General features: G+C 40.5%; 23 protein-coding genes. 8 read left to right on the top strand and 15 right to left on the bottom strand.

Annotation, left to right across the window (positions count from 1 at the left end):
• Positions 1-4 precede the first annotated feature (4 nt).
• On the top strand, positions 5-832 hold the full coding sequence (gene dapD, locus CWB65_RS05470) for a 2,3,4,5-tetrahydropyridine-2,6-dicarboxylate N-succinyltransferase (RefSeq protein ID WP_138740106.1): 828 nt from the start codon (positions 5-7) through the stop codon (positions 830-832).
• 124 nt (positions 833-956) lie between these two features.
• Here dapD and CWB65_RS05465 read toward each other — a convergent pair whose 3' ends face one another.
• The 9 genes from CWB65_RS05465 to pspA form a co-directional block, all read right to left on the bottom strand.
• A complete protein-coding gene (locus CWB65_RS05465; protein ID WP_008126652.1) occupies positions 957-1,988 on the bottom strand; it encodes a DUF2804 domain-containing protein in 1,032 nt (343 codons plus the stop codon).
• 203 nt (positions 1,989-2,191) lie between these two features.
• The gene (locus CWB65_RS05460) at positions 2,192-2,536 is read right to left on the bottom strand and encodes a 4a-hydroxytetrahydrobiopterin dehydratase (RefSeq protein ID WP_008126650.1); all 345 of its coding nucleotides are present in this window, start codon (positions 2,534-2,536) and stop codon (positions 2,192-2,194) included.
• 37 nt (positions 2,537-2,573) lie between these two features.
• A complete protein-coding gene (gene phhA / locus CWB65_RS05455; RefSeq protein WP_008126648.1) occupies positions 2,574-3,371 on the bottom strand; it encodes a phenylalanine 4-monooxygenase in 798 nt (265 codons plus the stop codon).
• A 237-nt stretch (positions 3,372-3,608) separates the two neighbouring features.
• Positions 3,609-4,790: a methionine gamma-lyase gene (gene megL, locus CWB65_RS05450; protein ID WP_008126646.1), complete on the bottom strand. Its 1,182-nt coding sequence runs from the start codon at positions 4,788-4,790 to the stop codon at positions 3,609-3,611.
• A gap of 140 nt (positions 4,791-4,930) precedes the next feature.
• Complete coding sequence (locus tag CWB65_RS05445) at positions 4,931-5,959, bottom strand: TIGR01620 family protein (protein ID WP_008126644.1); 1,029 nt, start codon at positions 5,957-5,959, stop codon at positions 4,931-4,933.
• Entirely contained in the window at positions 5,956-7,380 is a 1,425-nt protein-coding gene (locus tag CWB65_RS05440; protein ID WP_008126642.1) for a YcjX family GTP-binding protein, read from the bottom strand. Before CWB65_RS05440 ends, CWB65_RS05445 begins: the two co-directional genes overlap by 4 nt.
• A 55-nt stretch (positions 7,381-7,435) precedes the next feature.
• Positions 7,436-7,837 (bottom strand): envelope stress response membrane protein PspC, encoded by a 402-nt coding sequence (gene pspC, locus CWB65_RS05435; RefSeq protein WP_006793646.1) that lies wholly within the window; start codon positions 7,835-7,837, stop codon positions 7,436-7,438.
• Entirely contained in the window at positions 7,834-8,067 is a 234-nt protein-coding gene (gene pspB, locus CWB65_RS05430) for an envelope stress response membrane protein PspB (RefSeq protein WP_006793647.1), read from the bottom strand. Before pspB ends, pspC begins: the two co-directional genes overlap by 4 nt.
• Positions 8,068-8,133: 66 nt before the next feature.
• Positions 8,134-8,793 (bottom strand): phage shock protein PspA, encoded by a 660-nt coding sequence (gene pspA / locus CWB65_RS05425; protein WP_006793648.1) that lies wholly within the window; start codon positions 8,791-8,793, stop codon positions 8,134-8,136.
• 186 nt (positions 8,794-8,979) lie between these two features.
• On the opposite strand from pspA, the gene pspF reads away from it, so the two are divergent.
• From pspF to CWB65_RS05390, 7 genes are all read left to right on the top strand, one after another.
• Positions 8,980-10,044, top strand: a complete 1,065-nt coding sequence (gene pspF, locus CWB65_RS05420) for a phage shock protein operon transcriptional activator (protein WP_008126638.1) — start codon at positions 8,980-8,982, stop codon at positions 10,042-10,044.
• 15 nt (positions 10,045-10,059) lie between these two features.
• Positions 10,060-11,667, top strand: coding sequence for an ABC transporter substrate-binding protein (locus tag CWB65_RS05415; RefSeq protein ID WP_008126635.1), 1,608 nt, complete (start codon positions 10,060-10,062; stop codon positions 11,665-11,667).
• Complete coding sequence (locus CWB65_RS05410) at positions 11,667-12,701, top strand: ABC transporter permease (RefSeq protein ID WP_008126634.1); 1,035 nt, start codon at positions 11,667-11,669, stop codon at positions 12,699-12,701. The genes CWB65_RS05415 and CWB65_RS05410 overlap by 1 nt, the downstream gene beginning before the upstream one ends.
• Entirely contained in the window at positions 12,688-13,581 is an 894-nt protein-coding gene (locus tag CWB65_RS05405) for an ABC transporter permease subunit (RefSeq protein WP_006793652.1), read from the top strand. Before CWB65_RS05410 ends, CWB65_RS05405 begins: the two co-directional genes overlap by 14 nt.
• Complete coding sequence (locus CWB65_RS05400; RefSeq protein ID WP_058429500.1) at positions 13,582-14,574, top strand: peptide ABC transporter ATP-binding protein; 993 nt, start codon at positions 13,582-13,584, stop codon at positions 14,572-14,574.
• Positions 14,574-15,335 (top strand): ATP-binding cassette domain-containing protein, encoded by a 762-nt coding sequence (locus CWB65_RS05395; RefSeq protein ID WP_138740105.1) that lies wholly within the window; start codon positions 14,574-14,576, stop codon positions 15,333-15,335. Before CWB65_RS05400 ends, CWB65_RS05395 begins: the two co-directional genes overlap by 1 nt.
• Positions 15,336-15,408: 73 nt before the next feature.
• The gene (locus CWB65_RS05390) at positions 15,409-15,891 is read left to right on the top strand and encodes a VOC family protein (RefSeq protein ID WP_138740104.1); all 483 of its coding nucleotides are present in this window, start codon (positions 15,409-15,411) and stop codon (positions 15,889-15,891) included.
• Between the two features lie 104 nt (positions 15,892-15,995).
• On the opposite strand, the gene CWB65_RS05385 is transcribed toward CWB65_RS05390, so the two are convergent.
• The 6 genes from CWB65_RS05385 to tig all read right to left on the bottom strand — a co-directional run bounded on the left by CWB65_RS05385 (position 15,996) and on the right by tig (position 24,566).
• Complete coding sequence (locus CWB65_RS05385) at positions 15,996-17,897, bottom strand: SurA N-terminal domain-containing protein (protein WP_058429502.1); 1,902 nt, start codon at positions 17,895-17,897, stop codon at positions 15,996-15,998.
• A gap of 171 nt (positions 17,898-18,068) precedes the next feature.
• Complete coding sequence (locus CWB65_RS05380; protein ID WP_286364811.1) at positions 18,069-18,365, bottom strand: HU family DNA-binding protein; 297 nt, start codon at positions 18,363-18,365, stop codon at positions 18,069-18,071.
• 186 nt (positions 18,366-18,551) lie between these two features.
• Positions 18,552-20,912 carry an endopeptidase La gene (lon, locus tag CWB65_RS05375; RefSeq protein WP_008126626.1) on the bottom strand — a complete coding sequence of 787 codons (2,361 nt, stop codon included), beginning with the start codon at positions 20,910-20,912 and terminating at the stop codon, positions 18,552-18,554.
• Positions 20,913-21,061: 149 nt separating this feature from the next.
• Positions 21,062-22,345 carry an ATP-dependent protease ATP-binding subunit ClpX gene (clpX, locus tag CWB65_RS05370; protein ID WP_006794855.1) on the bottom strand — a complete coding sequence of 428 codons (1,284 nt, stop codon included), beginning with the start codon at positions 22,343-22,345 and terminating at the stop codon, positions 21,062-21,064.
• Between the two features lie 133 nt (positions 22,346-22,478).
• Positions 22,479-23,096 (bottom strand): ATP-dependent Clp endopeptidase proteolytic subunit ClpP, encoded by a 618-nt coding sequence (clpP, locus tag CWB65_RS05365; RefSeq protein WP_008126622.1) that lies wholly within the window; start codon positions 23,094-23,096, stop codon positions 22,479-22,481.
• 165 nt (positions 23,097-23,261) lie between these two features.
• Positions 23,262-24,566, bottom strand: a complete 1,305-nt coding sequence (gene tig / locus CWB65_RS05360; protein ID WP_008126620.1) for a trigger factor — start codon at positions 24,564-24,566, stop codon at positions 23,262-23,264.
• Between the last annotated feature and the right edge of the window lie 377 nt (positions 24,567-24,943).

Genomic DNA, 24,943 nt, shown 5'->3' with positions numbered 1-24,943 from the left:
ACACATGTCAGATTTAAAAACAATGATCGAAAACGCATGGGATAACCGCGACAACATTAGCCCAAGCACTGTATCTAGCGATGTAAAACAAGCTATTATTGACGCGCTAGAACTACTTGATAGCGGTGCCGCGCGTGTTGCTGAAAAAATATCAGGCGAATGGGTTGTACACCAATGGCTTAAAAAAGCAGTTTTACTATCTTTTCGTATTCGCGACAACCAACCAATGAACGACGGCGTTAATCAGTTTTACGACAAAGTACCGCTTAAATTTAGCGACTACACGCCAGAGCAATTTCAACAAGGCGGCATGCGCGTAGTGCCTAACGCAGTAGCACGTAAAGGCAGCTTTGTAGGTAAAAACGTCGTACTTATGCCCTCGTACGTAAACATTGGCGCATACGTTGACGAGGGCACCATGGTTGATACATGGGCCACTGTTGGCTCATGTGCACAAATTGGTAAGAACGTACACTTATCTGGCGGCGTTGGCATAGGCGGCGTTTTAGAGCCACTACAAGCTAACCCAACCATCATTGAAGACAATTGTTTTATTGGCGCACGTTCTGAAATTGTTGAAGGTGTGGTAGTAGAAGAAGGCGCTGTTATTTCAATGGGGGTTTATATCAGCCAAAGCACTCGTATTTACGACCGTGAAACCGGCGAAATTCACTACGGCCGCGTACCTGCAGGCGCAGTAGTTGTACCAGGTGCACTACCATCAAAAGATGGCACACACAGCCTTTACGCTGCAATCATTGTGAAAAAAGTAGATCAACAAACACGCGAAAAAGTAGGCATCAACGCCCTACTTCGCTCGATTGATGATTAAATAGAAAACAATGGCATTAGTATAAATTATTGATGAAAAAATAAGGCTCTGAACCTTTTTAGATTTAGAGCCTTACATTCTTTTAAAGCGTTCGTTTATATACGTTAATTCCCAAAAGCTACATCTACCATTTTGAATAGTGATCTTCTGCTAAGCCCCACTGCCCGTTGAGTGTTATCACTTCATTAGGAAGCGTTATTTGACCGAAATAACGACCGATTTTTTGTGTGAAATTCGTGGCCACAATGAGTAAATTAGTTTTATCAAAACGTTGGCTTACAGGTTCAAAAGTAAGATTAATCAGGCCGTCGTTTGAGTGGAGTTCCCACTTGTCACAATCAATTTCGTTACCATAACGATTAAACTTAAAATCAACCATATCAATTTTGTATAGCTTTCCGTCAAGCCAAATAGCATTTTCAGTAAATCCTGTTTCAATTACACCTGCTGAAAGGTTTAATCCCAAGTAGCGTCCATCAGGTAATTTGCAGGCAAGGCTTGCCCAATTCCAAAATGTTTCACGACGCATATAGCCTGCACTCCAATCTACACAGGCCAATGCGTTCATATGGCTAAAATCGTAGCGGGTATTTTTTAATAGAAGCGTGCCAGAGCAATTTAGCGCGGCTGATTTTTGGGTGAAATGAAAACCAACATAACCAGCTCGAGCACATACACTCAAAGGAAGGTAATTATCTGACTCGTTAATTATTGCATCAAGGATCAGCGTGGTACTTATTTTAACTGTTACCTTTCGTTCACCGGGTCTATCTGTGGTATTAACGTAAACGCTGTTATCACCCTTTTTAAAATAACTATTGCCAGAATTTGGCAGCGGCTCAATTAATGTGTTTTTAGAAAATAAATTTACAAAGCTGTGCTCGTCTAACTGCTCTGTTTTTAAATTGTAAACATAAACAAAACAGTTGCTGGCAATTTTTAAATCAACGATTGCAAGCCCAATAACTAATTCATCGCAAGTAATGCTTATAAACTGAAACTGGTTAAACTTAAATTTTTTTGCAAGTTTACCGCATGGCTTATCCATTGCGTTTCTTAAATCAAAATCTAAGTAATTAATATGCTCAATCCCCTGTGGGAATAAACCAAAGTTAGCCTGTCCATCAGGGTTAATCAGCTGCAGTTTTTTTGGCATGTAACTATCCTTTCATTTACAGCCTATATTATTCTCGGACACAAAACAATCAACCTAAGAAGATAATTACATGGTAAATATTCGTTTTGTTATCCATATGCTTTTGTCGTAACAATTTTAATAAAGGGTGATAGTTTACCAACACCAATAAAAAAGCGCTTATAAAAATAAGTGCTTTTAGGTTTGCTCAATTAATTTTTTAATTACAGCGCGTTAAATACGTCGTCTGTTTTAGCTGCGCAAATAAAGTCGTTTTTGTGCAAGCCTTTAATTGAATGGCTCCACCACGTTACAGTTACTTTGCCCCACTCGGTTAATAAACCAGGGTGATGGCCTTCGTCTTCTGCCATGTCGCCTACTTTGTTAGTAAACGCGATAGCTTGTTTAAAGTTTTTAAATTTATAAACACGCTCTAGCTGCATAATGCTGTCGCGTACTTCTGGTACCCAGTCTGGTATTTTTGTAATAAGCTGTGCAAGCTCTTCGTCAGACACTTTTGGTGCATCTACGTGGCAAGCTTCGCATTTTTGTTCACTTAATGAAGACATTTTAAATCCTTACTTTAGCGTTTCTTTTAAATTAAAGTTAACTGGCTAATTTTTCTTTTGGTGGAAATTTTGGGTCATGCAAGCCAAGCTCTTTAGCTTGCTCAACCAAAGTCATAATATCCATTTGCGATATATCAAACAGATCATGAATCGAATTAATGGTGTAGTACTGCGGTTGCATAATATCAATGCGATAAGGCGTTCGCAGTACATCAATTACGCTCATAGGCGTTATTTCTGGTGTATCTGAATACACATACTGCGTTTCACCCGGGCTTGATAAAATTCCGCCACCGTAAATACGCAGGCCGTTTTCGGTTTGCATTAAACCAAACTCAACGGTAAACCAGTACATGCGTGCTAGGTAAACACGATCTTTTTTCTGCGCTGCATACCCTAATTGCCCGTATTTGTGTGTGAACTCGGCAAAATCAGGGTTTGTTAGCATAGCGCAGTGGCCAAATATTTCATGAAAAATATCTGGCTCTTGAAGATAGTCAAACTCTTCACGGCTTCGAATAAACGTGGCAACCGGAAACTGCTTATTTGCTAACAACCTAAAAAACTCATCAAAATCGATAAGTGCAGGCACAGGCGCTACTTGCCAACCGGTGGTGGCAAGAAGTACCTCGTTAAGCTCGCTTAGTTGCGGTATACGGTCGTGTGGAAGATTTATTTTTTTAAGTCCTTCCATATACTCATCGCAGGCCTTGCCCTCTATGCACGCAAGTTGGCGTGCTACAAGCTCAGACCAAATTTTATTTTCTTCATCACTCCAATGTATAACACCATTTTCGTCTGGTGTTTTGGATGTGTATTTACTTGCTTTAGCCATAAGTACCTTCTGGGTTGTGAGCCCTAAATCGGTGTCAGTGTGATACTCAAACCTATTGAATATCGAGTGACCCCATACTATGTAAAAGTGAAGAAAAGTTTAATAGACAAGCTAACATCTGTACTTGGCGCGATTACCTCATTCGTAAAGTTAAAATTACACATGTGACACATTAAAGTTACAACCTCACATTTAAAGGCTTTAAGTGCAGCATTAAGTGTAAACAAATAAATACAGCTAAAAGATTTGAGTAAACGCCTGGTCTAAATCACTAATAATGTCGTTAACATCTTCAAGCCCAACAGAGAGCCTGATCAACCCGTCACTGATACCAGCGGCAGCTCTCTCTTCTGGTGAATAAGGAGAATGGGTCATAGACGCAGGATGCTGAATCAGTGTTTCGGCATCGCCTAGGCTTACAGCAAGTGTACAAAGCTTCATGCTATCAATAAATTGCGCACCTTGTTGTAAAGTGCCTTTTATTTCAAACGCAATCACGCCACCTGCAGCTTTCATTTGATTACCAATAAATTTATTTCCTGGGTGTGATTTAAGCCCGGGGTAATAAACAATATTAACTTTATGATGCGCCTCTAGGTATTCAGCCACTGTTTGTGCACTCTGACAGTGACGCTCCATGCGTATGGCTAAGGTTTTTAATCCGCGATTTATAAGCCATGCATCGTGTGGGCTTATGGTTGCACCAATGTCTTTTAGTACGGTCATTTTTATCAAGGTAATATGCTCAAGCGATCCACACACAAGTCCTGCCACCACATCGCCATGGCCATTTATGTATTTGGTTGCACTGTGCATAATGATATCAATGCCATATTGTTTTGGTGATTGCAGCAATGGCGTTAAAAAGGTGTTGTCTACCACGCTAATTAAGCTGTGCTGTTTAGCAATAGCGCCAATAAGTGCTAAATCAATCACAGCCATTGTTGGGTTTATTGGTGTTTCTACAAATATCATTTTGGAATTAGGTTTAATGGCAGCCCGTAGCTCGTCCTCGCAGGTCATATCAACAAAAGTAACTTCAATTCCCCAACGCGGTAACATGTGTGCAAAAAACGCGAACGTACAACCATATAATGCACTTGATGCTACAAGATGGTCGCCCTGTGATAAAAAGCTCAATACCGATGCCGACACAGCGCCCATGCCTGTAGCCGTTGCCGCAGCGGCTTCGCAGCCCTCTAGCTGTGCTATCTTTTGTTCAAGTTCGGTGGTCGTTGGGTTACCTAAACGGGTGTAAATATAACCAGGTTCATCACCTGCAAAACGTGCGGCACCTTGTGCTGCATTTTCAAAATGAAAGGTTGAGGTTTGATACAAAGGCGACGTAAGTGCGCCATGCGGGTCGTTTGCTTTTTGCGGGCCATGGATACATTGTGTATGAAGATGATGCTTGGTCATTATCTTTGTGCTCATTTTTATTATGTGTTGTTAGTGACATAGATAAAAACGTACCACAGTTTAAATCACAAGCATGCCGGATGCTCAGATGGCTATTTGTGCAAAGTTTACCCATTTACCTGTACACAAATATTTCCATGTTATTGTGTGGGCTCTGTTTTTCCTCGTTTTAAAATTTTACCTGCAATGCTCTGAACGGTCCCTTTCAACAGGCTGCGCTTGTGTTCTAGTTTTGGCAGTGGGCGACTTAACTCCATTGCTTTATAGCCAATTCGCGCTGTAAAAATCCCTGCACTCACACCTTGTGCGGCTCGCCCAGATAGCTTACCAAGCAATTCTGCGCTGAGAGCAGTGGCTGCTAAATCAGAGATAAGCTCTGCACTGCCTACAAACATAACTTGTTTTATAAGCATACGGTAAAGCTTAATGCGGCTTGCGTAACCAAAACCAATGCCATAAATTTTACCTATTTGCTCAATTAACTTAGTACCACGCCAAAGCACAGCCATCATATCCACCAGCGCAAGGGGGCTCAGTGCAACTAATAAAGCTGACTCTGTTGCAAAACGGTTTATAAGCTTTTTAGCTTGCGTGTCTTGCGTTATAAGCAAGCTATTTGCGTAAAGGGTCATTATTTCTTTATCACTGTGATGCAGTGCAACTTGCTTTTTAAAGCTGTCAAAATTATTAAGCTTTTGGTGCTTGTTTAGTTTTTTAAGCCACGGTAATGCGCCGCCTACTTGCTCGCTATTTAAGAGCCTGTCGGCTTCTTGGCGGTGTAACTGATTGCGCTTAAGGCTGCGCAACATTCTATATTCGCGCCATAACATGCGCCCAATAAGAAGCACACCACTTACCACTGCGGTTAAATACACACCGCCTAAAACAATCGACTGTTGAAATGCAAATACTAATGAATAAGCAAATTCAAGTAACACCAGTACTAAAAAGCTTATGGCAAACACACCTTTAAGCGTTTGCCATTTTGACTTTTTATATACCGGCTCTAGGTCTATTTCATCTTCAATAAACTCTTCATCAGGCTCTTCAATGTATTCACTTTGACCCTGAGTAATTATTTTTGCAGGAGCAAGCGTAGGCTCAACCTGCTCATCTGCTTGGGTATCAATTCGCCTACCTGCTTGAAAAGTTTGCTGTGTGTCGCTCATGATAATTTGTCTCCTAATAGATACTGCATCACATGATCAAGGCGAATATGTTTAAGTTGCTTGTCGGGGGTTGGCATAGGCGCAAACGACAAAAACTCAAAACCCTGCGCTGGCCACTCATTTTTATTAAGCATGCGGTTAGGTGGTTGTGGGGGTAAGTAGGTTAGCCAATCTTGCTCGTTAAGTGGCTTGCCGTAAATACACTCTAGTGTTTGGCCTTTATCGGTAACTTGGCGCGGCTGCGTTGCAGTAATTGACGACATAGCCATGGTTTCTATTTGTACGCCATCAAATTTTAAATAGTTAGTTTGCTCATGCACTAGCGAATCAAGTAGAAGTGCTAAGTCTTTGTGGTGCTTGGCACTTATGTGATCTGACTTATTAGCCGCGAAGAGTATTTTATCTATGTTGGGTTTAAATAAACGCTTAAAAAAGCCCGATTCGCCGTAATTAAAGTGAGCGAGTAATTGGTTGATTACGCTACTTTGCTCTTGTAGTGTTTCGTGGCCTTCGTTTAAAGCACTTAATACATCAACTAACACAATTTGGCGGTCAAAATGTTTAAAGTGCTCGTTATAAAAAGGCTTAACCACTTCTTTTACATAGGCATTAAAGCGCTTAATGAGATGCTCTAAATTTGACCCAGCAATAATATCATCGCTATTAACCTGCTTAAAATTAACAGGGAAAAACAATAATAGCGGCGCGCCTTTTAAATCACCAGGCATAAGCATTCGCCCAGGTTGTAACATAGCTAGTTTGGTGTCTTTCTTGAGACCCACAAGCATATGTTGATAAAGTTCAGCAATTTTCGCAAGTACGCTCTCATCCACAGGCGCGTTTAAATCAAGCTGATCAAGCGCATTTAAAAATTCACTAGAGGTGTTCACACGCGGGTGCTGTAATAACAGCGGATATTGTTGCTCGCACCACTGGCTATAGCTTTGCTCAAGCATAGGTAAATCAAGTAGCCATTCACCAGGGTAGTCAATAATATCTAAATACAACGTAGATTGTGGCGAAAAATGCCCACGTAACCCTGAGGCACTTTGGTATTTAATAGCCAAACGCAAGGTGTTAATACGCTCGGTTGATGCAGGCCATGTAGGCATCCCATCACTTGGGAGTAAAGCATTGAGTGCTCGCGGATAGTCAAAAGTTGGGACCTTTAACGCCTCTTGCGGTACAACTTTAGTGGCTATGTGGCGCTGCTCTCGCATTACATCAAAAAAAGGAAGGTTTTTATCGTTAGCCTGTGTAGTTAACTGCTTGACTAGAGCTGTAATAAAGGCGGTTTTACCGCTACCGCTTAACCCAGTTACAGCCAATTTTACATGCTGATCTAAACTACGGTGAAGGGCTTTTTGGGCATTGCCTTTAATACTTTTAAAGGTCTTTTTAGCAAATGAAGTACGACTCATAATGGGCTAGCACTTCATTGATGCTTAATCACCGAACAAAGTGCTATTAAATCCTTTAAAGTTTGTTGATTTCACGGCTTACCGTAAACTCGCTTGAGGTAACATGGCGTTCCATATCCTGAAGGCGTGTATCTACTCGCGCTAAACGCTCTTTTAAATCTTGTAAAGCGCGGCGCGGTGGCTCACCCTTTTGCCATACTTTAAATTTTACCTCTAACGGATCGTCAGCTTTTGTTGAGCTGCTCGCATGTGCAGTCGTTGGCTCTTTTTTGTCTAATATAAACCACGCTGCAATATACGCTACCACAAACAATGGGCCACCTGCTAGCAGTACCGCACTAACAAATATAATGCGAACTAACCATAACTCCATATTAAAGTAGTCACTTAATCCCGCACATACTCCGGCTATTTTACCGCGTTGTGGGTCTCTTAATAATTCGCGTTTGGCATTCATACTTTGCGTCTCCATTGTGGTGACTCTTGGTCTAGCAATGCTTCAAGTGTTTCGACTCTATCAGCCATACGTTCAGCTTTGTGTGCTAGTTCTAATAACTGGCGATGTTCGTGTTCACTTAACCCTTGGCTTACTTGTTTTTTGCTACGGTAGTGTAAAATTAACCACAGTGGCGCAACAAAAATCATAAACAAGATAAATGGTGCAACTAGTATCTCTGGATCAAACATAACCCTCTCCTGACAATCCGTTCAAATTTGTTAAGCAGTGGGGCACATTACATGCCCCTGCGTAAATTACTTATCAGCAAGCTTCTTTTTAAGTTCAGCTAGCTCATCATCAATTTTTTCATTTTTTTGTAAATCAGCAATTTCGTCTGCTAACGTTTGCTTACCTAAATCGTAAGACTCTATTTGAGATTCTAGTCCATCAATTTTAGTTTCGTAACGTTCAAAGCGATTAAGTGCATCTTCTACCTTCGAGCTATCAAGTGCTTTTTTCACTTCTAGGCGCGACTCAGCTGAACGCTGACGAAGAATTATTGCCTTTTGACGTGATTTAGCATCAGCTAACTTTTCTTGTAACGTGGTCACTTCTTGCTGAAGCTTCTCAATATGAGACTCTACATGCTCAAGTTCACCTTCAACAGCCGTCACTGCATCTGCCGACTTTTGCTTTTCGAGCAATGCTGAACGAGCTAAATCTTCGCGGTCTTTACTAAGTGCTAACTCAGCTTTTTCTTGCCAGTCACTTACTTGAACTTTAAGTGTATCTAGGCGGCGAACAATTTCTTTTTTCTCTGCCAGAGTTTTAGCTGACGTAGAGCGAACCTCTACTAGTGTATCTTCCATTTCTTGGATAATCAGACGCACCATTTTCTCTGGGTCTTCTGCTTTATCTAAAATGGCATTGATATTAGAATTAACAATATCTGCAAAACGTGAAAAAATTCCCATAACATTTACCTCTGTAATTAAAACTTAGTTAGTCTGCTTTAACTAGTATCAATATGCTTGCCAACTTTTTAAAAACTAAAATACACTGTATTTTCATTAAGTTAAACTAAATATACAAATTACTTTAGTTATTCATAATTATGAAATACACTAACAGTTAGTAAAAATGACTAAGACTTAGGGAATATGAGCCAATATCGCCAACAAGACAATTTACTGGGCCAATCAGACAGCTTTTTATCTGTTTTGGATCAAGTATCGCAACTAGCTAATCTAGATAAGCCGGTGCTTATTATTGGCGAACGAGGCACAGGTAAAGAGCTTATAGCTGCCCGCCTGCATTTTTTATCTAAACGTTGGGATCAAAACTACGTAAAACTAAATTGTGCTGCATTGAACGAGAACCTGCTCGAAAGTGAATTGTTTGGTCATGAAAGCGGCGCATTTACGGGGGCCAGTAAACGTCACGAAGGCCGTTTTGAACGAGCTAACAGCGGTACACTATTTTTGGATGAATTAGCAAATACATCCGCCATGGTGCAAGAAAAACTCCTACGCGTTATAGAGTATGGTGAGTTTGAACGTGTTGGCGGCAAGCAAACTGTAAAAGTAGATACTCGCCTAGTATGCGCCACCAATGAAGACTTACCACACCTTGCTGAACAAGGTGAGTTTAGAAGTGATTTACTTGATAGATTAGCATTTGATGTAATAACGCTTCCCCCACTGCGTGAACGTCAAGACGATATTATGCTGCTTGCAGAGCAATTTGCGATGAACATGGCACGCGATTTAGAGTGGGAGCTATTCAGCGGGTTTACTCGAAGCGCTACAGAAACGCTTTTATCGTATAACTGGCCTGGTAATATTCGTGAGCTTAAAAATGTGGTTGAACGTAGCTTATATCGCCACGGAAGTGAACATATTCCCGTTCACCAGATTATTTTAGACCCATTCGAAAGTCCATTTAGACCTAAAGCGCGTATTAAAGCACCAATAACCACTCAACATGTTAGTGCTGAGCCTGTTTCTGTTGCAGCGCCTGTAAACGTTTCTGAGCAAAAAGTTGAAGCCAATATTCAATTTCCTTGTAGCTTAAAAGAACGCTCAAATGAATTTGAAATAAATATGATTAACAAAGCGCTTGAGCACAGCCAATTTAATCAAAAGAAAACTGCAGAAGTCCTTGGTTTAACGTATCATCAATTACGTGGGTATCTAAAAAAATACAATTTGTTGGATCAACAATAGTTAGAGGTTATGCGTGTGCATAAATTTTTACTTGCTTTACTAGCAGGCACTTTAGTTGGCTGCTTAGATAGTGAAGAACGCGTTATTGAAGAAAAAAACCAAGGCTTGGTCTATTGCGCCGAGGCAAACCCTGTGTCGTTTAACCCACAAGTGACAACCACAGGCTCAACTATTGATATTATTGCCAATCAGCTTTATGACCGCTTAATAAGTATTGATCCGGTTACTGCTGAGTTTCAGAGCGAACTCGCAACAGATTGGAAAGTAAGTAAAGATGGTAAATCGGTCACCTTTACGCTTCGCAAAGACGTACCATTTCATACCACCGCGTACTTTACACCTAGCCGGACTTTTAACGCCGATGACGTAATTTTTACCTTTAGCCGCTTATTTGATGTGTACAACCCTTATCATTTTGTGGGTGATGCCAGTTACCCTTATTTTCAAAGTGTAGGCGTTGATCAGCTTATTCGTAAAATTGTTCGCGTGTCTGACCACCAAGTTAGATTTGAATTATTTAATGCTGAAAGTAGTTTTTTAGCTAACATGGCCACTGACTTTGCGGTTGTTTTATCGGCCGAGTATGCAATGAAACGTAAAGCTGCAGAGCAAGAAGAATTTTTTGATCAATACCCTGTAGGCACTGGTCCTTATATTTATCGTGAATATCGCCGTGATAATTTAGTCCGCTTTTACCGTAACCCCGATTATTGGAAACACGACGTTGCCCTTGAACAACTCGTTTACGACATTACCCCTAATGGCACAGCCCGAATCGCAAAACTCCTTACTAAAGAGTGCGACTTAGCCGCTCATCCTAGTAGTGCTCAGTTGAGTATTTTAGCTCAGCGTGAAGATATTAATATTGAAAAAGAAACCAACCTCAATGTTGGATACTGGGCTTTTAACACAGAACGCCCACCTTTTGACGACATTCGAGTTCGCAAGGCGCTTGCACATGCAATTGATACAGATAAAATAATGCAAGCGGTATATTACGGTAATGGAACACGTGCCGAATCGATGTTACCACCAACCTCATGGGCTTTTAACGCTCAAACAAGTATGCCATCATTTGACCCTGACCTTGCTAAAAAGCTACTCGCTGAAGCCGGCTTTTCTGATGGGTTTGATATGAATATTTGGGCCATGCCAGTGAGTCGTATTTATAACCCCAATGCACGTAAAATGGCTGAATTAATGCAAAGTGACTTACGCAAAGTAGGTGTTAACGTCAGTATTGTAGAATACGAGTGGAATACGTTTATTCAGCGAATTGGAGAGCACAGACACGATAGCGTGCTCCTCGGCTGGGCAGCAGATACGCCAGACCCCGATAACTTCTTTAGCCCGTTATTAAGCTGCTCAGCAACATTTAGTGGCAAAAACCCAGCCAATTGGTGCAACCCTAAATTTGATCTATTACTGGCGCAAGCACTCGATACGACAGACTTAAATATGCGAAAAAAATACTACGCAGATGTGCAGTCGCTTATCATGGATGAATTACCCTTGTTGCCCATTGCTCATGGGTTACGGTTTCAAGCAAGCAGTGCCGATGTAGACGGCATAGAGCTTGGCCCATTTGGGGCTATTTCGTTAGCCAATGCGAGGAAAAAGTAATGATCCTCGATTATATTTTACGCCGTCTTGGTTTATTACTTTTTATGTTGCTCATGCTCAGCATTTTTACATTTTCGTTGGCGTACTTATTCCCTGGTGATCCATTAAGTAATTTAAGTGGCGTTCCGAGTAATAATTTTTCTCAAAATACGCAATTAGAAGATAAATACTTTTATAACAGTAATTATTTTATGCAATACCTCGCCTTTTTAGGGCGAGTTTTTCAGGGTGATTGGGGATTATCGTTTGCCTCTGGCGACAATGTTTTTTCACATATCCTTGATTTATTACCAGCCACATTAGAGCTTAGTGTGTATGCACTTATTGTGTCTATATTTGTTGGCGTGCCTGCAGGTATTATAGGCTCAGCGTATTACAATCGCTGGCCAGATAAGCTTATTAATTCAACCACTATTGTGGGCTATTCTATGCCTGTATTCTGGTTAGCTTTATTACTAATTATGATTTTTTCGCTCAAATTGGGGTGGTTTCCTATGTCGGGTAGAATGGGGCTTCTTTATGAAATTCCAGCAGCCAGCGGGTTTATGCTCATTGATATCATGCTTGCCGGCTTTCCGTATAAAGGAATGGCATTTGTAGATGCATTACACCACTTAACACTGCCCACAATTGTGCTTGCCACATACCCAACCACCGTGCTTGTAAGATTTACCCGCGAATCAATGTTGAAAATAATGGATCAGAATTTTATTAAAACAGCACGCGCGAAGGGATTAAACAGACGCCAATTAATCATGCATCATGCACTGCGCAATGCGCTTTTACCGGTAATTAAAAAAATTGGCTTGCAATTCAGTACACTAATAACACTTGCTATGATCACCGAAGTTATTTTTTCGTGGCCTGGTATTGGCCGCTGGTTGATAGACAGTATTTACCAGCGCGACTTTCCTGCAATTCAGGGAGGCCTAATGGCTGTATCCTTATTTGTTATTTTAGCCACTATAACAACCGAACTTCTTTATAGTTTATTCGACCCACTCTCACGGAACCAAGCCCATGGCAAAGTTTAAGGTATTTTCTGAAGAGTCGAATAAATCGCCACTGGCGCGATTTTGGCGAAAATTTAAAAACAACCACCCTGCCCTTGTTGGTTTATGGGTGTTTTTGGCATTTGCCTTACTCGCTGCCAGCGCACCATTTTTAGCGCCTTATGGGGTAAACCAGCAGCACAGTGATGCGCTACTTATTCCACCCTCGTGGCGAGAAATGGGCGATGTGCGTTTTATTTTAGGCACTGATGATTTAGGACGCGATGTGTTGTCGCGTTTAATGAACGGCGCAACCTATACATTTGGTTTATCGGTCGTCGCTGCATTATTGACCACCATAATTGGTGTATTAGTCGGCACATTTGCTGGCATTAGTCGAGGTATGCGTTCAAGCTTTTTAAACCACTTACTTGATATCACTCTTTCAATACCGTCTTTATTATTGGCTATTATCATTATTGCAGTATTAGGCCCGGGCTTGATGAATACAGTATGGGCTATTATTTTAGCCTTACTACCGCAGTTTATTCACTCGATTAGAAACCTAATAGTAGAAGAGCTAAGCAAAGATTACATTACGGCGTTTAAGCTCGACGGCGCTTCAAATTGGCATATTATATCGCGCGGTATTTTTCCTAATATTTATGAACACATAGTGGTTATTTTTACTATGGCACTGTCTACGGCCATACTAGATATTTCTGCGTTGGGTTTTTTAAAGTTAGGCGCACAACCCCCAACCACTGAATGGGGTGCCATATTGGCAGAAAACCTTGGCCTAATTTATTTAGCACCTTGGACGGTTGCCTTACCAGGCGTATTATTATTTTTAGCGGTATTATCGACCAATTTAGTAGGCGATGGACTTAGACAAGTGCTAAAAGAACGCAAGGCCGATTAAATGCAATTATTAGATGTTAGAAATTTAACCATTGAACTGCGCACTTCAGAAACAGTTATAAGAGCAGTTGATAGGGTCAGCTTTAGCTTAAAAGAAGGTGAAGTGCATGCGCTTGTAGGTGAGTCAGGCTCAGGTAAAAGCCTAATCGCAAAAGCAATAGTAGGTGTATTAAACGAACGCTGGAATATAACCGCTGATAGAATTCACTGGCGTGGTGTTGACCTAATGCGCCTAACTCCGGAGCAACGCAGACAAACGGTTAGCAAAGATATTGCAATGATCTATCAAGATCCTAGCCGTTGCCTTGACCCTACAGCGAAAATTTTTAATCAAATTGCTGAAACCTTACCTGAAGTCGCTCGCAAGGGATTCTTTTTAAAACGAAATCGCGAACGAAAAGACCGCGTTAAAGCACTTATCCATAAAGTTGGTATCAAAAACCATGAAGCAGTACTAGACAGCTACCCTCATGAGCTCTCAGAAGGTGTGTGCCAAAAGGTAATGATTGCAATGGCAATTGCCCGAACACCTAAGCTATTAATTGCTGATGAGCCGACTACGGCACTTGAGAGTACTACCCGTGCGCAAGTGTTTAGGTTATTAAAAAGCCTTAATCAACTCAAGAATATGTCTATTTTAATGATTTCACACGAGCTTGAAGAGATTGCTGATTGGTCTCATGGGATTCATGTTTTATATTGCGGGCAAATGGTTGAAGCAGGTCCAACTCATAAAATATTTAAGCAACCTCGCCACCCATACACACAAGCACTTTTGAAAAGCTTGCCAGATTACGAGCAAGGCTTGGCTCATAAAGAACCGTTTTATGCGCTTAAAGGTACTATTCCTACTTTACAACATTTACCAATTGGTTGCCGACTTGGGCCACGTTGCCCACAAGCACAAAAGGAATGTGTAGTTACACCTGCTCTCACTAAACACAGTGGGCACAGCTACGCTTGTCACTTTCCGCTTATAAAGGAGGTGAAGTAATGCAGCCTACTCTCAAAGTACAAGCGCTATCTAAAACATTTGATGTGCGAGCGGGTTTATTTAAACGCAAAAAATTTGAAGTGCTAAAAAACATTTCTTTTTGTATTGGTAAAGGTGAAACCATTGCCGTAATTGGTGAAACAGGCTCGGGGAAAAGTACGTTAGCTAAGTTACTTGCCGGTGCCGATAACGCAAACGCTGGGCAAATATTACTTGAAGGCAACGTAATAGAAGATAACGGTATTCGTGATAACCAATGTCGTCACATTAGAATGATTTTCCAAGACTCAGGGGCGTCGTTAAACCCAGGTTTAACTATTGGCGACATGCTTGATGATTGCTTGCAATACAATACGGACTTTGATGAAGAAGAACGCTCAGAAAAAATAAATACAACACTCTCTAAAGTTGGATTGCTAGTCGATCACCAACATTACTATCCACATATGTTCAGTGTTGGCCAATTACAACGTGTGGCTTTTGCCAGAGCGCTTATTTTAGATCCTAAGGTGATGGTACTCGATGAAGCCGTATCGTCTTTAGACCCTTCTATACGTGCCCAAATAGTAAATTTATTACTCAAGTTACAACGTGAAACGGGTTTAACTTATGTCATGATCACCCATCACCTTAGTTTAGTACGCCATATTAGTGATCAAGTCATAGTGCTAGATAAAGGCGAGGTGGTTGAGTATGGTTTAACAGAAAATGTATTTAATAACCCTCAGTCAAAAATAACGCAGCGTCTATTAAGCTGTTAATGCAATTTTTTGTTATGTAAGTGCATTTTAGAAGGTCTTGTTATTAACTTTTACTTTTTAACAAGGCCACTCCATGCTCAAACACACACTACTTAGTATTACTCCCCTACTGATTTTATCAGCCTCTGCTATTGCCGAGCCCTCTAACAAAGTTAAAAACTGGGTTGGCGGAATCGATCATTTAGGTTTAACTGTTTCAGATTTAAATTCATCTAAAGCGTTTTTTACTGATGTGCTTGGTTTTAAAGTGCTGGGAAATGATCCAACTTATCCTGCGTACTTTTTATCTAATAAAAAAACAACCATTACATTGTGGCGAATTAAGAATAATGAAAAACGTGTAGAGTTTAATCGAGCAGAAAATGTGGGCCTACACCATTTAGCACTCAGTGTTGAGAGCATTGAAAAGTTAAGCAAGCTGCATAAGCACTTAAAAATGCAAAATAATATTACTATAGAATTTGCACCAGAGAATTTGGGTAAAGGCCCTGCGCAGCACATGATGATAAGAGAGCCTAGCGGTAACCGTATTGAATTTATTGCGAGGCCTATCTAGCGCCCTAAAATGATTAGTATTATTACGCAGTGGTAAAAACACACTCGAATTTAAAACAATAAAAAAGGCGCTCATAAGCGCCTTTTTTAATAACCAAAATTAACTTATTCAGCAGCTTGTTCAACTACTGGTAAATTAAGTTCAGCTTTAGCTTTAAGCGACTCTATGAAAACCATATAGTTTTTGTTTGCTTGAGCCATTGTAATGCTTTGTTTAGCTTGTGGATCAATATCAGCCGTTACTGTAGCATCTGTCACTGAGTTAAGTGCAACAATCGCTGCATCACCGTTATTTAAGTCAACAACATCTACCACTGCAGTGTCTGCTGGGTGAGCCATTTTAAATGCCTGAGTAACAATCGCAGGCGACACAGCAAAACTTTGACGATTTAGTTGTGACTCTTGACGAAGCGTTAAGCCTTGCTCAGTTGCAATATCATTCAAACTTTTACCTGCTTGAATTTCAGCAAATAAACTACGCGCTTTATCTTTGGCAAGCTCAGAGGTCTTGTCATTTACCAAGCGTGTTTTAATCTGCTCACTTACATCACTTAATGGTTTGGTTGACGCTGGCTGATGCTCGTTAATACGCACGATAACAATGTGCTCATCGCCCAACTCAATAACTTCAGAATTGACTTTGTCTTCAAGTAAGTCAACAGATGTGAGTGCAGTAATAACAGCCGGTGTATTTAGCGGCTCAGGTAAAGCGTTCAATGCTAAAAGAGGGGTTGACTGAACTTCTAGTTCAGCAACTTCTGCAGCATCATCTAAACGATCTGAAATTTCAAACGCAATTGCACCCATTTCGGTTTGCTTATCGTAAAATGCATCAATTTTTTCAGCACGCTCTAATTCAGCACGTAAGTCCGCTTTTACATCATCAAATGGTTTAACTTGTTGTGGCTGAATATCAGTCAGTTTAATGATGTGATAACCGAACTCTGACGCAACCACTTCTGAAAAATCACCTTTCGCTTCAAGTGAAAATGCTGCATCTTCAAATGCAGGATCCATTACATCACGTTCAATCCAATCAAGGTCACCGCCCATCTCTGCGCTAACGATATCATCAGATGAAGACTCTGCGAGTTCAGCAAAGTCTGCACCTTGTTGAAGCTCAGCATAAAGCGCATCGACTTTAGCTTTAGCTGCATCATCGTCTTCACTATTATCTATTAATATGTGTGACACACGGCGTTTTTCAGGCTCAACATATTGCGCCTTATTTTGCTCATAAGACGCTTTCACATCTTCTTCAGTCACTGAACCAACAACAATATTTTCAGCTTTCAATTCGACATAGTTCACCGAGATAAGTTCTGGTGATAAAAACTGCGATGCATTTAGGTCATAGTAATCTGAAACTTCTTGCTCTGATACTTCAACATTATCTGCAAGTGACTCTTTATTAATTACTAAGTAATCAATGCTACGAGTTTGTTGTTGAAGAGCAATAGCACTTTTAAGCTCGCTTTCAAGCGCAAAGTCTGTGCCTGCAACTGCTGATACTAACTGACTGCGTGTCATGTCTTCGCGAAGGTATTCACGAAAAGTATCTGGTTGGAAGTTCATTTGACGAATTACTTGTAAATAACGATCGTTATTAAATTTATCGCCAAGTTGGAAGTAAGGCAATTCTAAAATTGTTTTACGAACTGTATCATCGCTCACGCGAAGGCCTAATTCTGCCGCTAACTGTGATTGCAATTCTTGTTGTACTAAGCGGTCAATTACACCTTGGCGAATTTGTGCCATATAATTTGGATCTGCAGCAATTTGTGTAAAGTACTCACCAAATTGTTGCTCTAAACGATTACGTTCGTTTTGGTACGCGCGGTTAAATTCCGTTTGGCTAATTTTAACTCCGTTTACTTCAGCAACAGGTTGTTCCGTGGTTTGACCTAGGTAACTACCGATCCCTGCTAAAGCAAAAGATAAAATCACCGCGCCTAAAATTATTTTGGCTACAGGTCCTTGCGAACCTTCTCTGATTTTCTCAAGCATTTGTTTATCTCTTTTTGATCAAGGCTCAATACCTTGTCACATGTAAAAAAAGCGTATCTTACCAGATACGCTTTTTCACTTGAAGTAACTAGCGGTAAAGTTACTCAATTCAACTGTTAGGCTGATTAAGTAACTTTACTTTCGCCATAACTAATCTGTTTAAACTATTGATTAGTTTACTGCGTCTTTAAGCGCTTTACCGGCTTTGAAAGCTGGAATGTTTGCAGCAGCGATTTGAATAGTTTCACCAGTTTGTGGGTTACGGCCAGCTCGTGCAGCACGTTCACGTACTGAGAAAGTACCAAAACCAACAAGTGCAACTGAGTCGCCATCTTTTAGCGCGCCAGATACAGATTCGATGAATGAATCAAGTGCACGACCTGCAGCCGCTTTAGAAATGTCAGCATCAGCTGCGATTTGATCGATTAATTGAGATTTATTCACAATATCATCCTCTTTCATTGTTATTATCAAGAGCGATGGTTTTTTAAACTAACATCACTTTTTTGAAAATTTTAGAGCAAACTTGTAATGCTCACATGATTATATTTTTCTTGAGCCTAGGCCACATAAGGCCTAGGCTTGAAAACCAGTGCTTAACTTATCATACCGTTTAGATTTGAAAAGCCCTAAAAAGCACTTTTTTTACGTTTTTTACTGCTTTTTCTCTGTTTCGACTGAAAAACTCTCAACAGGATGTACCAAAGCAAGTTTTAACACCTCATCAATCCATGTCACTGGGTGAATATCAAGACCTGCCAGTACGTTATCTGGGATCTCTTTTAAGTCACGTTCGTTAATTTTTGGAATAATAACGGTTTTTATTCCACCACGGTGCGCAGCTAGTAACTTCTCTTTTAAGCCACCAATAGGCAGAACTTCACCACGAAGCGTTATTTCGCCAGTCATAGCAACATCAGCTTTAACTGGGTTACCTGTTAAACTCGACACCAGACCAGTCACCATGGCTGCACCAGCACTTGGGCCATCTTTTGGTGTTGCACCTTCAGGAACGTGAACATGAATGTCACGCTTTTCATAAAAATCACTGTTAATCCGAAAAGTATCAGCACGATTACGCACAACGGTCATTGCTGCTTGAATCGACTCTTGCATTACATCGCCAAGTGAACCGGTGTAAGTCAATTTACCTTTTCCTGGCACGGCTGCACATTCGATTGTCAGTAAATCACCACCAACCTCAGTCCATGCAAGACCTGTAACTTGACCAATTCGATCACCATCTTCTGCTTTACCATAGTCAAAACGTTGAACGCCTAAGTACTCTTCTAAATTATCTTGATTAATAGTCACCGTTTTAGTGTCTTTTTCAATCAGAATATTTTTAACAGCTTTGCGGCACAACTTAGAAATTTCTCGCTCTAGATTACGCACACCCGCTTCACGTGTGTAATAGCGAATAATGCCGATAATTGCACTATCGTCTATTTCAATCTCGTTGTCTTTTAAGCCATTACGCTTTACTTGCTTAGTGATCAGGTGCTCTTTTGCAATATTAAGCTTTTCGTCTTCTGTGTATCCTGACAAACGAATAACTTCCATACGGTCTAAAAGAGGACCAGGGATGTTAAAACTATTCGAAGTAGCGACAAACATAACATCCGATAAATCAAAATCTACTTCAAGATAATGATCGGCAAAATGGCTGTTTTGCTCAGGGTCCAGTACTTCTAACAATGCTGAAGCTGGGTCGCCGCGCATATCTGAAGACATTTTGTCGATTTCATCTAATAAAAATAGTGGGTTTTTGACCCCTACTTTTGTCATGTTTTGAATTAGCTTACCAGGCATAGAACCAATATACGTTCGACGATGGCCTCGGATTTCGGCTTCATCACGAACACCGCCTAACGCCATACGAATATACTTACGGCCAGTAGAACGGGCAATCGACTGACCAAGTGATGTTTTACCCACACCTGGAGGTCCTACAAGGCACAAAATTGGTCCTTTAAGCTTGTTAGTACGCTGTTGTACCGCTAGGTACTCTAAAATACGTTCTTTTACTTTATCAAGGCCATGATGCTCACTGTCTAATATTTTTTGTGCACCAGCTAAATCTTTTTTAACTTTTGAACGTTTTTTCCATGGCACGTTAATTAATGTATCGATGTAAGAACGCACAACCGTTGCCTCAGCGGACATTGGCGACATCATCTTAAGTTTATTAAGTTCTGTCGTGGCTTTTTCTTGTGCTTCTGATGACATACCCGATTCTTCAATACGCTTTTTGAGCGCTTCAAACTCATCAGGAACATCATCAAGTTCACCAAGCTCTTTTTGAATGGCTTTCATTTGCTCGTTGAGGTAATACTCGCGCTGAGATTTTTCCATCTGCTTTTTAACGCGGGTACGGATCTTCTTCTCAACCTGCAATAAGTCGATCTCACCTTCCATTAGGGCCATTAGGTATTCTAAACGCTCTGTCACGCTTGAAATTTCTAACACTTTTTGTTTTTCAGGCACTTTTAACGGCATATGCGCAGCCATTGTGTCTGCAAGTCGCGCTGGTTCATCAATACCTGATACCGAAGTGAGCACTTCTGGTGGAATTTTTTTATTGAGCTTTACATAGCCTTCAAATTGGCTAATTGCGCTTCGAATAAATACATCTTGCTCTTGTTCATCAATTAAATCTGATTCAATAAATTGAGCATCGGCAACAAAAAACTCGTCGTTATCAACAAAGTCTTTAATTTCAGCGCGCTGTGTGCCTTCTACCAATACTTTTACTGTCCCGTCAGGGAGTTTTAATAATTGAAGTACAGTTGCAATAGTACCAATGCGATAAATATCATCTTGCTCTGGTTCGTCTACAGTTGCATCTTTTTGTGCAACCAAGAAAATTTGTTTGTCTTTATCCATTGCCGCTTCAAGGCATTTTATTGATTTTTCACGGCCTACAAAAAGCGGGATCACCATGTGTGGGTACACCACAACATCGCGCAGTGCTAGCACTGGGATTTCGACTTGGTCGGTTCTCTCAAGCGTCATTATATTTCTCTTCGCACTTCATTTATTTAAAAGATTACTCAAGTATATGGGGATAACCACATTAAAGTTCAACAATTTTCCCCGACTCGTTTAAATTAATTATAAAAAAAGGAGCCCTAGGCTCCTTTTCAATGCAAATAGCTTAAAAACTATTCAGATGCTGCTTTATCTTGATTATTATTTTCATATATCAAGATTGGATCAGACTCACCTTTAATTACCGTTTCGTCAATAACTACTTTGCTGACATCATCCATAGATGGAAGTTCGTACATGGTATCTAGTAAAATACCTTCTACGATAGAGCGAAGGCCACGTGCACCGGTTTTACGAACCATTGCTTTGTGAGCGATAGCAGATAAAGCATCATCACGGAACTCAAGCTCTACATCTTCCATACCAAACAACACTGAGAACTGTTTAGTAATCGCGTTTTTAGGCTCACTTAGAATCTGTACGAGTGCAGCTTCATCTAACTCTGTGAGTGTAGCAACTACAGGTAAACGGCCAATAAATTCAGGTATTAAACCGTATTTCACTAAGTCTTCAGGCTCTACGTCTTTAAACGTTTCGCTTAAAGAACGCGTTTCTGCAGACTCTTTAACACTAACGCCAAAACCAATGCCAGTATTTTTATGGCTACGTTGCTCAATTACTTTATCAAGCCCTGAAAACGCACCACCACAAATAAACAAGATCTTAGACGTATCTACTTGTAAAAATTCTTGCTGTGGGTGTTTGCGTCCACCTTGAGGAGGCACAGAAGCAATCGTACCCTCAATCAGCTTAAGTAATGCTTGTTGCACACCTTCACCCGACACATCGCGCGTGATTGATGGGTTATCTGATTTGCGAGAAATTTTGTCTATTTCATCAATGTATACAATACCACGCTGTGCTTTTTCCACATCGTAGTCGCATTTTTGCAATAGTTTTTGGATGATATTTTCTACATCCTCGCCCACGTAACCGGCTTCGGTAAGTGTCGTTGCATCAGCCATTGTAAACGGTACGTCAAGTAAACGAGCCAGCGTCTCTGCTAGTAATGTTTTACCACTACCAGTCGGACCTATTAGCAAAATATTACTTTTGCTAAGCTCAATATCTTGCTTGGTTGATTGATTACGAAGACGTTTGTAATGGTTGTAAACAGCAACAGACAATACTTTTTTCGCATGGTCTTGGCCGATAACATAGTCGTCTAGGTGTTTTCGAATTTCTTTTGGAACAGGTAGTTTATCAGACGAGTCATGCTTAGGAGCAATATCTTTGATCTCTTCCCTGATAATATCGTTACACAACTCTACACATTCATCACAAACGTATACTGAAGGGCCTGCAATTAATTTGCGTACTTCGTGCTGGCTCTTGCCACAAAAAGAGCAGTATAACAATTTATTACTTTTGTCGCCGTCTGTAGGAGTGTCAGACATTCAGCTACCTCATCTTATTACGTTGGCCACCAAAATTTATGGTGGCTATTTCAATACGCTTAACTATAACAAAATTTATTGTTTTTCGCATAGTAACTAAAAGTGATTAACAGGTCCCCTGCTCACCAAGCGCTTACTTTTTATCGCGATTTGCAAATACTGAGTCAACTAAGCCGTACTCTACAGCTTCTGAAGCGCTCATGAAGTTGTCACGATCAGTATCTTTTGAAATCACATCTAACGGCTGACCCGTGTGTTCTGCCATCAAGCGATTTAGCTTATCTTTAATAGATAGTATTTCTTTGGCATGTATTTCAAAGTCAGACGCCTGACCTTGGAAACCACCTAAAGGTTGGTGGATCATTACACGAGAGTTAGGTAAGCAAAAACGTTTACCTTTAGCACCAGCGGTAAGCAAAAATGCCCCCATGCTCGCTGCTTGTCCTACACAAATAGTACTCACATCAGGTTTGATAAAGTTCATTGTGTCGTAAATTGCCATACCAGCAGTTACTGAGCCACCCGGTGAATTTATGTATAAGAAAATATCTTTATCAGGGTTCTCTGATTCTAAAAATAGCATTTGCGCTAAAATTAGATTTGCCATGTTGTCTTCAACTTGGCCTGTTAAAAAAATAATACGCTCTTTTAAAAGTCGCGAATAAATATCATACGAGCGCTCACCTTTTGGTGTTTGCTCAACAACCATAGGGACCAATGCATTTAGGGGATCTGTAATACCAGTATTCATACTTATTTAATTCCTTATGCGCTTATACTTATCCTTATTATAAGGAAGCATAGTTATCGTTTTTCGCAAATTAAGAGCCAAAAACTAAAAATGGCCCGGGCACGCTGTTTAAACAGTGTAACACGAGCCATTTAATCGTTAGCGAGAGCTTAAGTCAATGACTTATTAAGCACCTTGCTGCGGATTCATGATGTCATCAAATGCTTTTTCAACGTCTGAAACATTTGCTTTAGCTAAAATAGCTTCAACAGCTTGCTCTTCCATTGCAACATTACGCATTTGTTGCATAAGTTGATCATTTGCTTTGTAGTATTCTACTACTTCAGTTGGATCTTCGTATGCAGAAGCCACTGTTGCAATTAATGCTTCAACTTTAGCATCATCAACTTTAATGTCGTTAGCTTTGATTACTTCGCCTAATAAAAGACCAGTTTTAACGCGTGTTACAGCTTGCTCATGGAACAATTCAGCTGGAAGCTCAGGCATGTTTTTAGCGTCGCCGCCAAAACGTTGAGCTGCTTGCTGACGTAGTGCGTCAACTTCTTGATCAACAAGTGCTTTTGGCACTTCAATTTCGTTGTTTTCTAAAAGACCTTTGATTGCTTGGTCTTTAACGTTAGCTTTAACCGCTTGGTCAAGTTCACGCGTCATGTTCTTTTTAACTTCTTCTTTAAGCGCGTCTACGCCGCCTTCGGTAACACCGAATTTAGTTGCAAACTCTTCGCTTAATTCAGGAAGCTCTTGCGCTTCTACTTTTTTCACTGTGATAGTGAATTGAGCTGCTTTACCTTTAAGGTTTTCAGCATGGTAATCTTCAGGGAATGTTACATCTGCAACAACTTCTTCGCCTGCTTTCTTACCAACGATGTTATCTTCAAAACCTGGGATCATACGACCTTGACCAAGCTCTAATGGGAAGTCATCAGCTTTACCGCCTTCAAATACTTCACCGTCGATAGTACCTACGAAATCAACTGTTACACGGTCACTTTCGCCAGCAGCTGTATCAACTTCAGCCCATTCTGCGTGTTGCTTACGAAGAGTTTCTAGCATGTTAGCTAAATCTTCGTCAGTTACTGTTACCGCTGGCTTTTCAACAGCAATTTTGTCTAAACCTTGAACTTCAACTTCAGGGTAAACTTCAAATGTAGCTGAGAATTCTAAATCTTTACCTGCTTCAAGTGATTTAGGAGCGAATGAAGGCGCGCCAGCAGGGTTAATTTTTTCAGCAACGATTGCTTCAATGTAGTTACGTTGCATTACTTCGCCAGCAACTTCTTGACGAACTGCAGCGCCAAAACGCTTGTTAATTACAGATACAGGTACCTTACCAGCACGGAAACCATCTATACGCTGTGTTTTTGACAGTTGTTGTAGGCGTTTTTTTACTTCGGTCTCAACGTTCTCTGCAGGAACGGTGATAGTTATACGGCGCTCAAGGCCTTGGGTCGTCTCAACAGAAACTTGCATGATTTACCTCAATATTCAATTTTGGCGACTGTTCGCCTTCCTTACAAACAAAGTGATCTGCATGAGTCTTGATAAAGTTTAAGCGATTTTTCACACTTAAAAGCATCCGTCGCTACCATGAGATACCATTGCTGCTTTGCCCTTAGGGCACTATGTTAAACAATAGACGCGGCATTATAACCTAATATTTATGATAGTCGAGTATGGGGGGCAATTATTTGGGATAGATTGGGTACTACAGCACCTAACCGAGTAAAAAACAGGCTAACCATTGTTTTCAGGAATTTAATTTAGTTTTATTTATAGAAATATAAAAATAGATTTTAAAAAAATACAGAGGAGTGTTCGAAAAGAAAATGGTCGGCGATGCAGGATTT

Origin of the sequence: Pseudoalteromonas sp. S554 (assembly GCF_005930865.1) — a bacterium.
Classification (GTDB): Bacteria; Pseudomonadota; Gammaproteobacteria; order Enterobacterales; family Alteromonadaceae; genus Pseudoalteromonas; species Pseudoalteromonas marina.
The sequence above is the reverse complement of the archived record's forward strand: the minus strand, read 5'-3'. Positions and strand labels throughout refer to the sequence as shown.

Coding starts and splice junctions, on each gene's coding strand:
- lon (WP_008126626.1), bottom strand. CDS start 20,912: ATGACGCTTGAGAGAACCGACCAAGTCGAAATCCCAGTGCTAGCACTG.
- CWB65_RS05445 (WP_008126644.1), bottom strand. CDS start 5,959: ATGAGCGACACACAGCAAACTTTTCAAGCAGGTAGGCGAATTGATACC.
- pspF (WP_008126638.1), top strand. CDS start 8,980: ATGAGCCAATATCGCCAACAAGACAATTTACTGGGCCAATCAGACAGC.
- clpP (WP_008126622.1), bottom strand. CDS start 23,096: ATGAATACTGGTATTACAGATCCCCTAAATGCATTGGTCCCTATGGTT.
- CWB65_RS05400 (WP_058429500.1), top strand. CDS start 13,582: ATGCAATTATTAGATGTTAGAAATTTAACCATTGAACTGCGCACTTCA.
- CWB65_RS05390 (WP_138740104.1), top strand. CDS start 15,409: ATGCTCAAACACACACTACTTAGTATTACTCCCCTACTGATTTTATCA.
- tig (WP_008126620.1), bottom strand. CDS start 24,566: ATGCAAGTTTCTGTTGAGACGACCCAAGGCCTTGAGCGCCGTATAACT.
- pspC (WP_006793646.1), bottom strand. CDS start 7,837: ATGAATGCCAAACGCGAATTATTAAGAGACCCACAACGCGGTAAAATA.
- CWB65_RS05465 (WP_008126652.1), bottom strand. CDS start 1,988: ATGCCAAAAAAACTGCAGCTGATTAACCCTGATGGACAGGCTAACTTT.
- clpX (WP_006794855.1), bottom strand. CDS start 22,345: ATGTCTGACACTCCTACAGACGGCGACAAAAGTAATAAATTGTTATAC.
- CWB65_RS05460 (WP_008126650.1), bottom strand. CDS start 2,536: ATGTCTTCATTAAGTGAACAAAAATGCGAAGCTTGCCACGTAGATGCA.
- dapD (WP_138740106.1), top strand. CDS start 5: ATGTCAGATTTAAAAACAATGATCGAAAACGCATGGGATAACCGCGAC.
- megL (WP_008126646.1), bottom strand. CDS start 4,790: ATGACCAAGCATCATCTTCATACACAATGTATCCATGGCCCGCAAAAA.
- CWB65_RS05385 (WP_058429502.1), bottom strand. CDS start 17,897: ATGCTTGAGAAAATCAGAGAAGGTTCGCAAGGACCTGTAGCCAAAATA.
- pspA (WP_006793648.1), bottom strand. CDS start 8,793: ATGGGAATTTTTTCACGTTTTGCAGATATTGTTAATTCTAATATCAAT.
- CWB65_RS05440 (WP_008126642.1), bottom strand. CDS start 7,380: ATGAGTCGTACTTCATTTGCTAAAAAGACCTTTAAAAGTATTAAAGGC.
- CWB65_RS05405 (WP_006793652.1), top strand. CDS start 12,688: ATGGCAAAGTTTAAGGTATTTTCTGAAGAGTCGAATAAATCGCCACTG.
- CWB65_RS05395 (WP_138740105.1), top strand. CDS start 14,574: ATGCAGCCTACTCTCAAAGTACAAGCGCTATCTAAAACATTTGATGTG.
- phhA (WP_008126648.1), bottom strand. CDS start 3,371: ATGGCTAAAGCAAGTAAATACACATCCAAAACACCAGACGAAAATGGT.
- pspB (WP_006793647.1), bottom strand. CDS start 8,067: ATGTTTGATCCAGAGATACTAGTTGCACCATTTATCTTGTTTATGATT.
- CWB65_RS05410 (WP_008126634.1), top strand. CDS start 11,667: ATGATCCTCGATTATATTTTACGCCGTCTTGGTTTATTACTTTTTATG.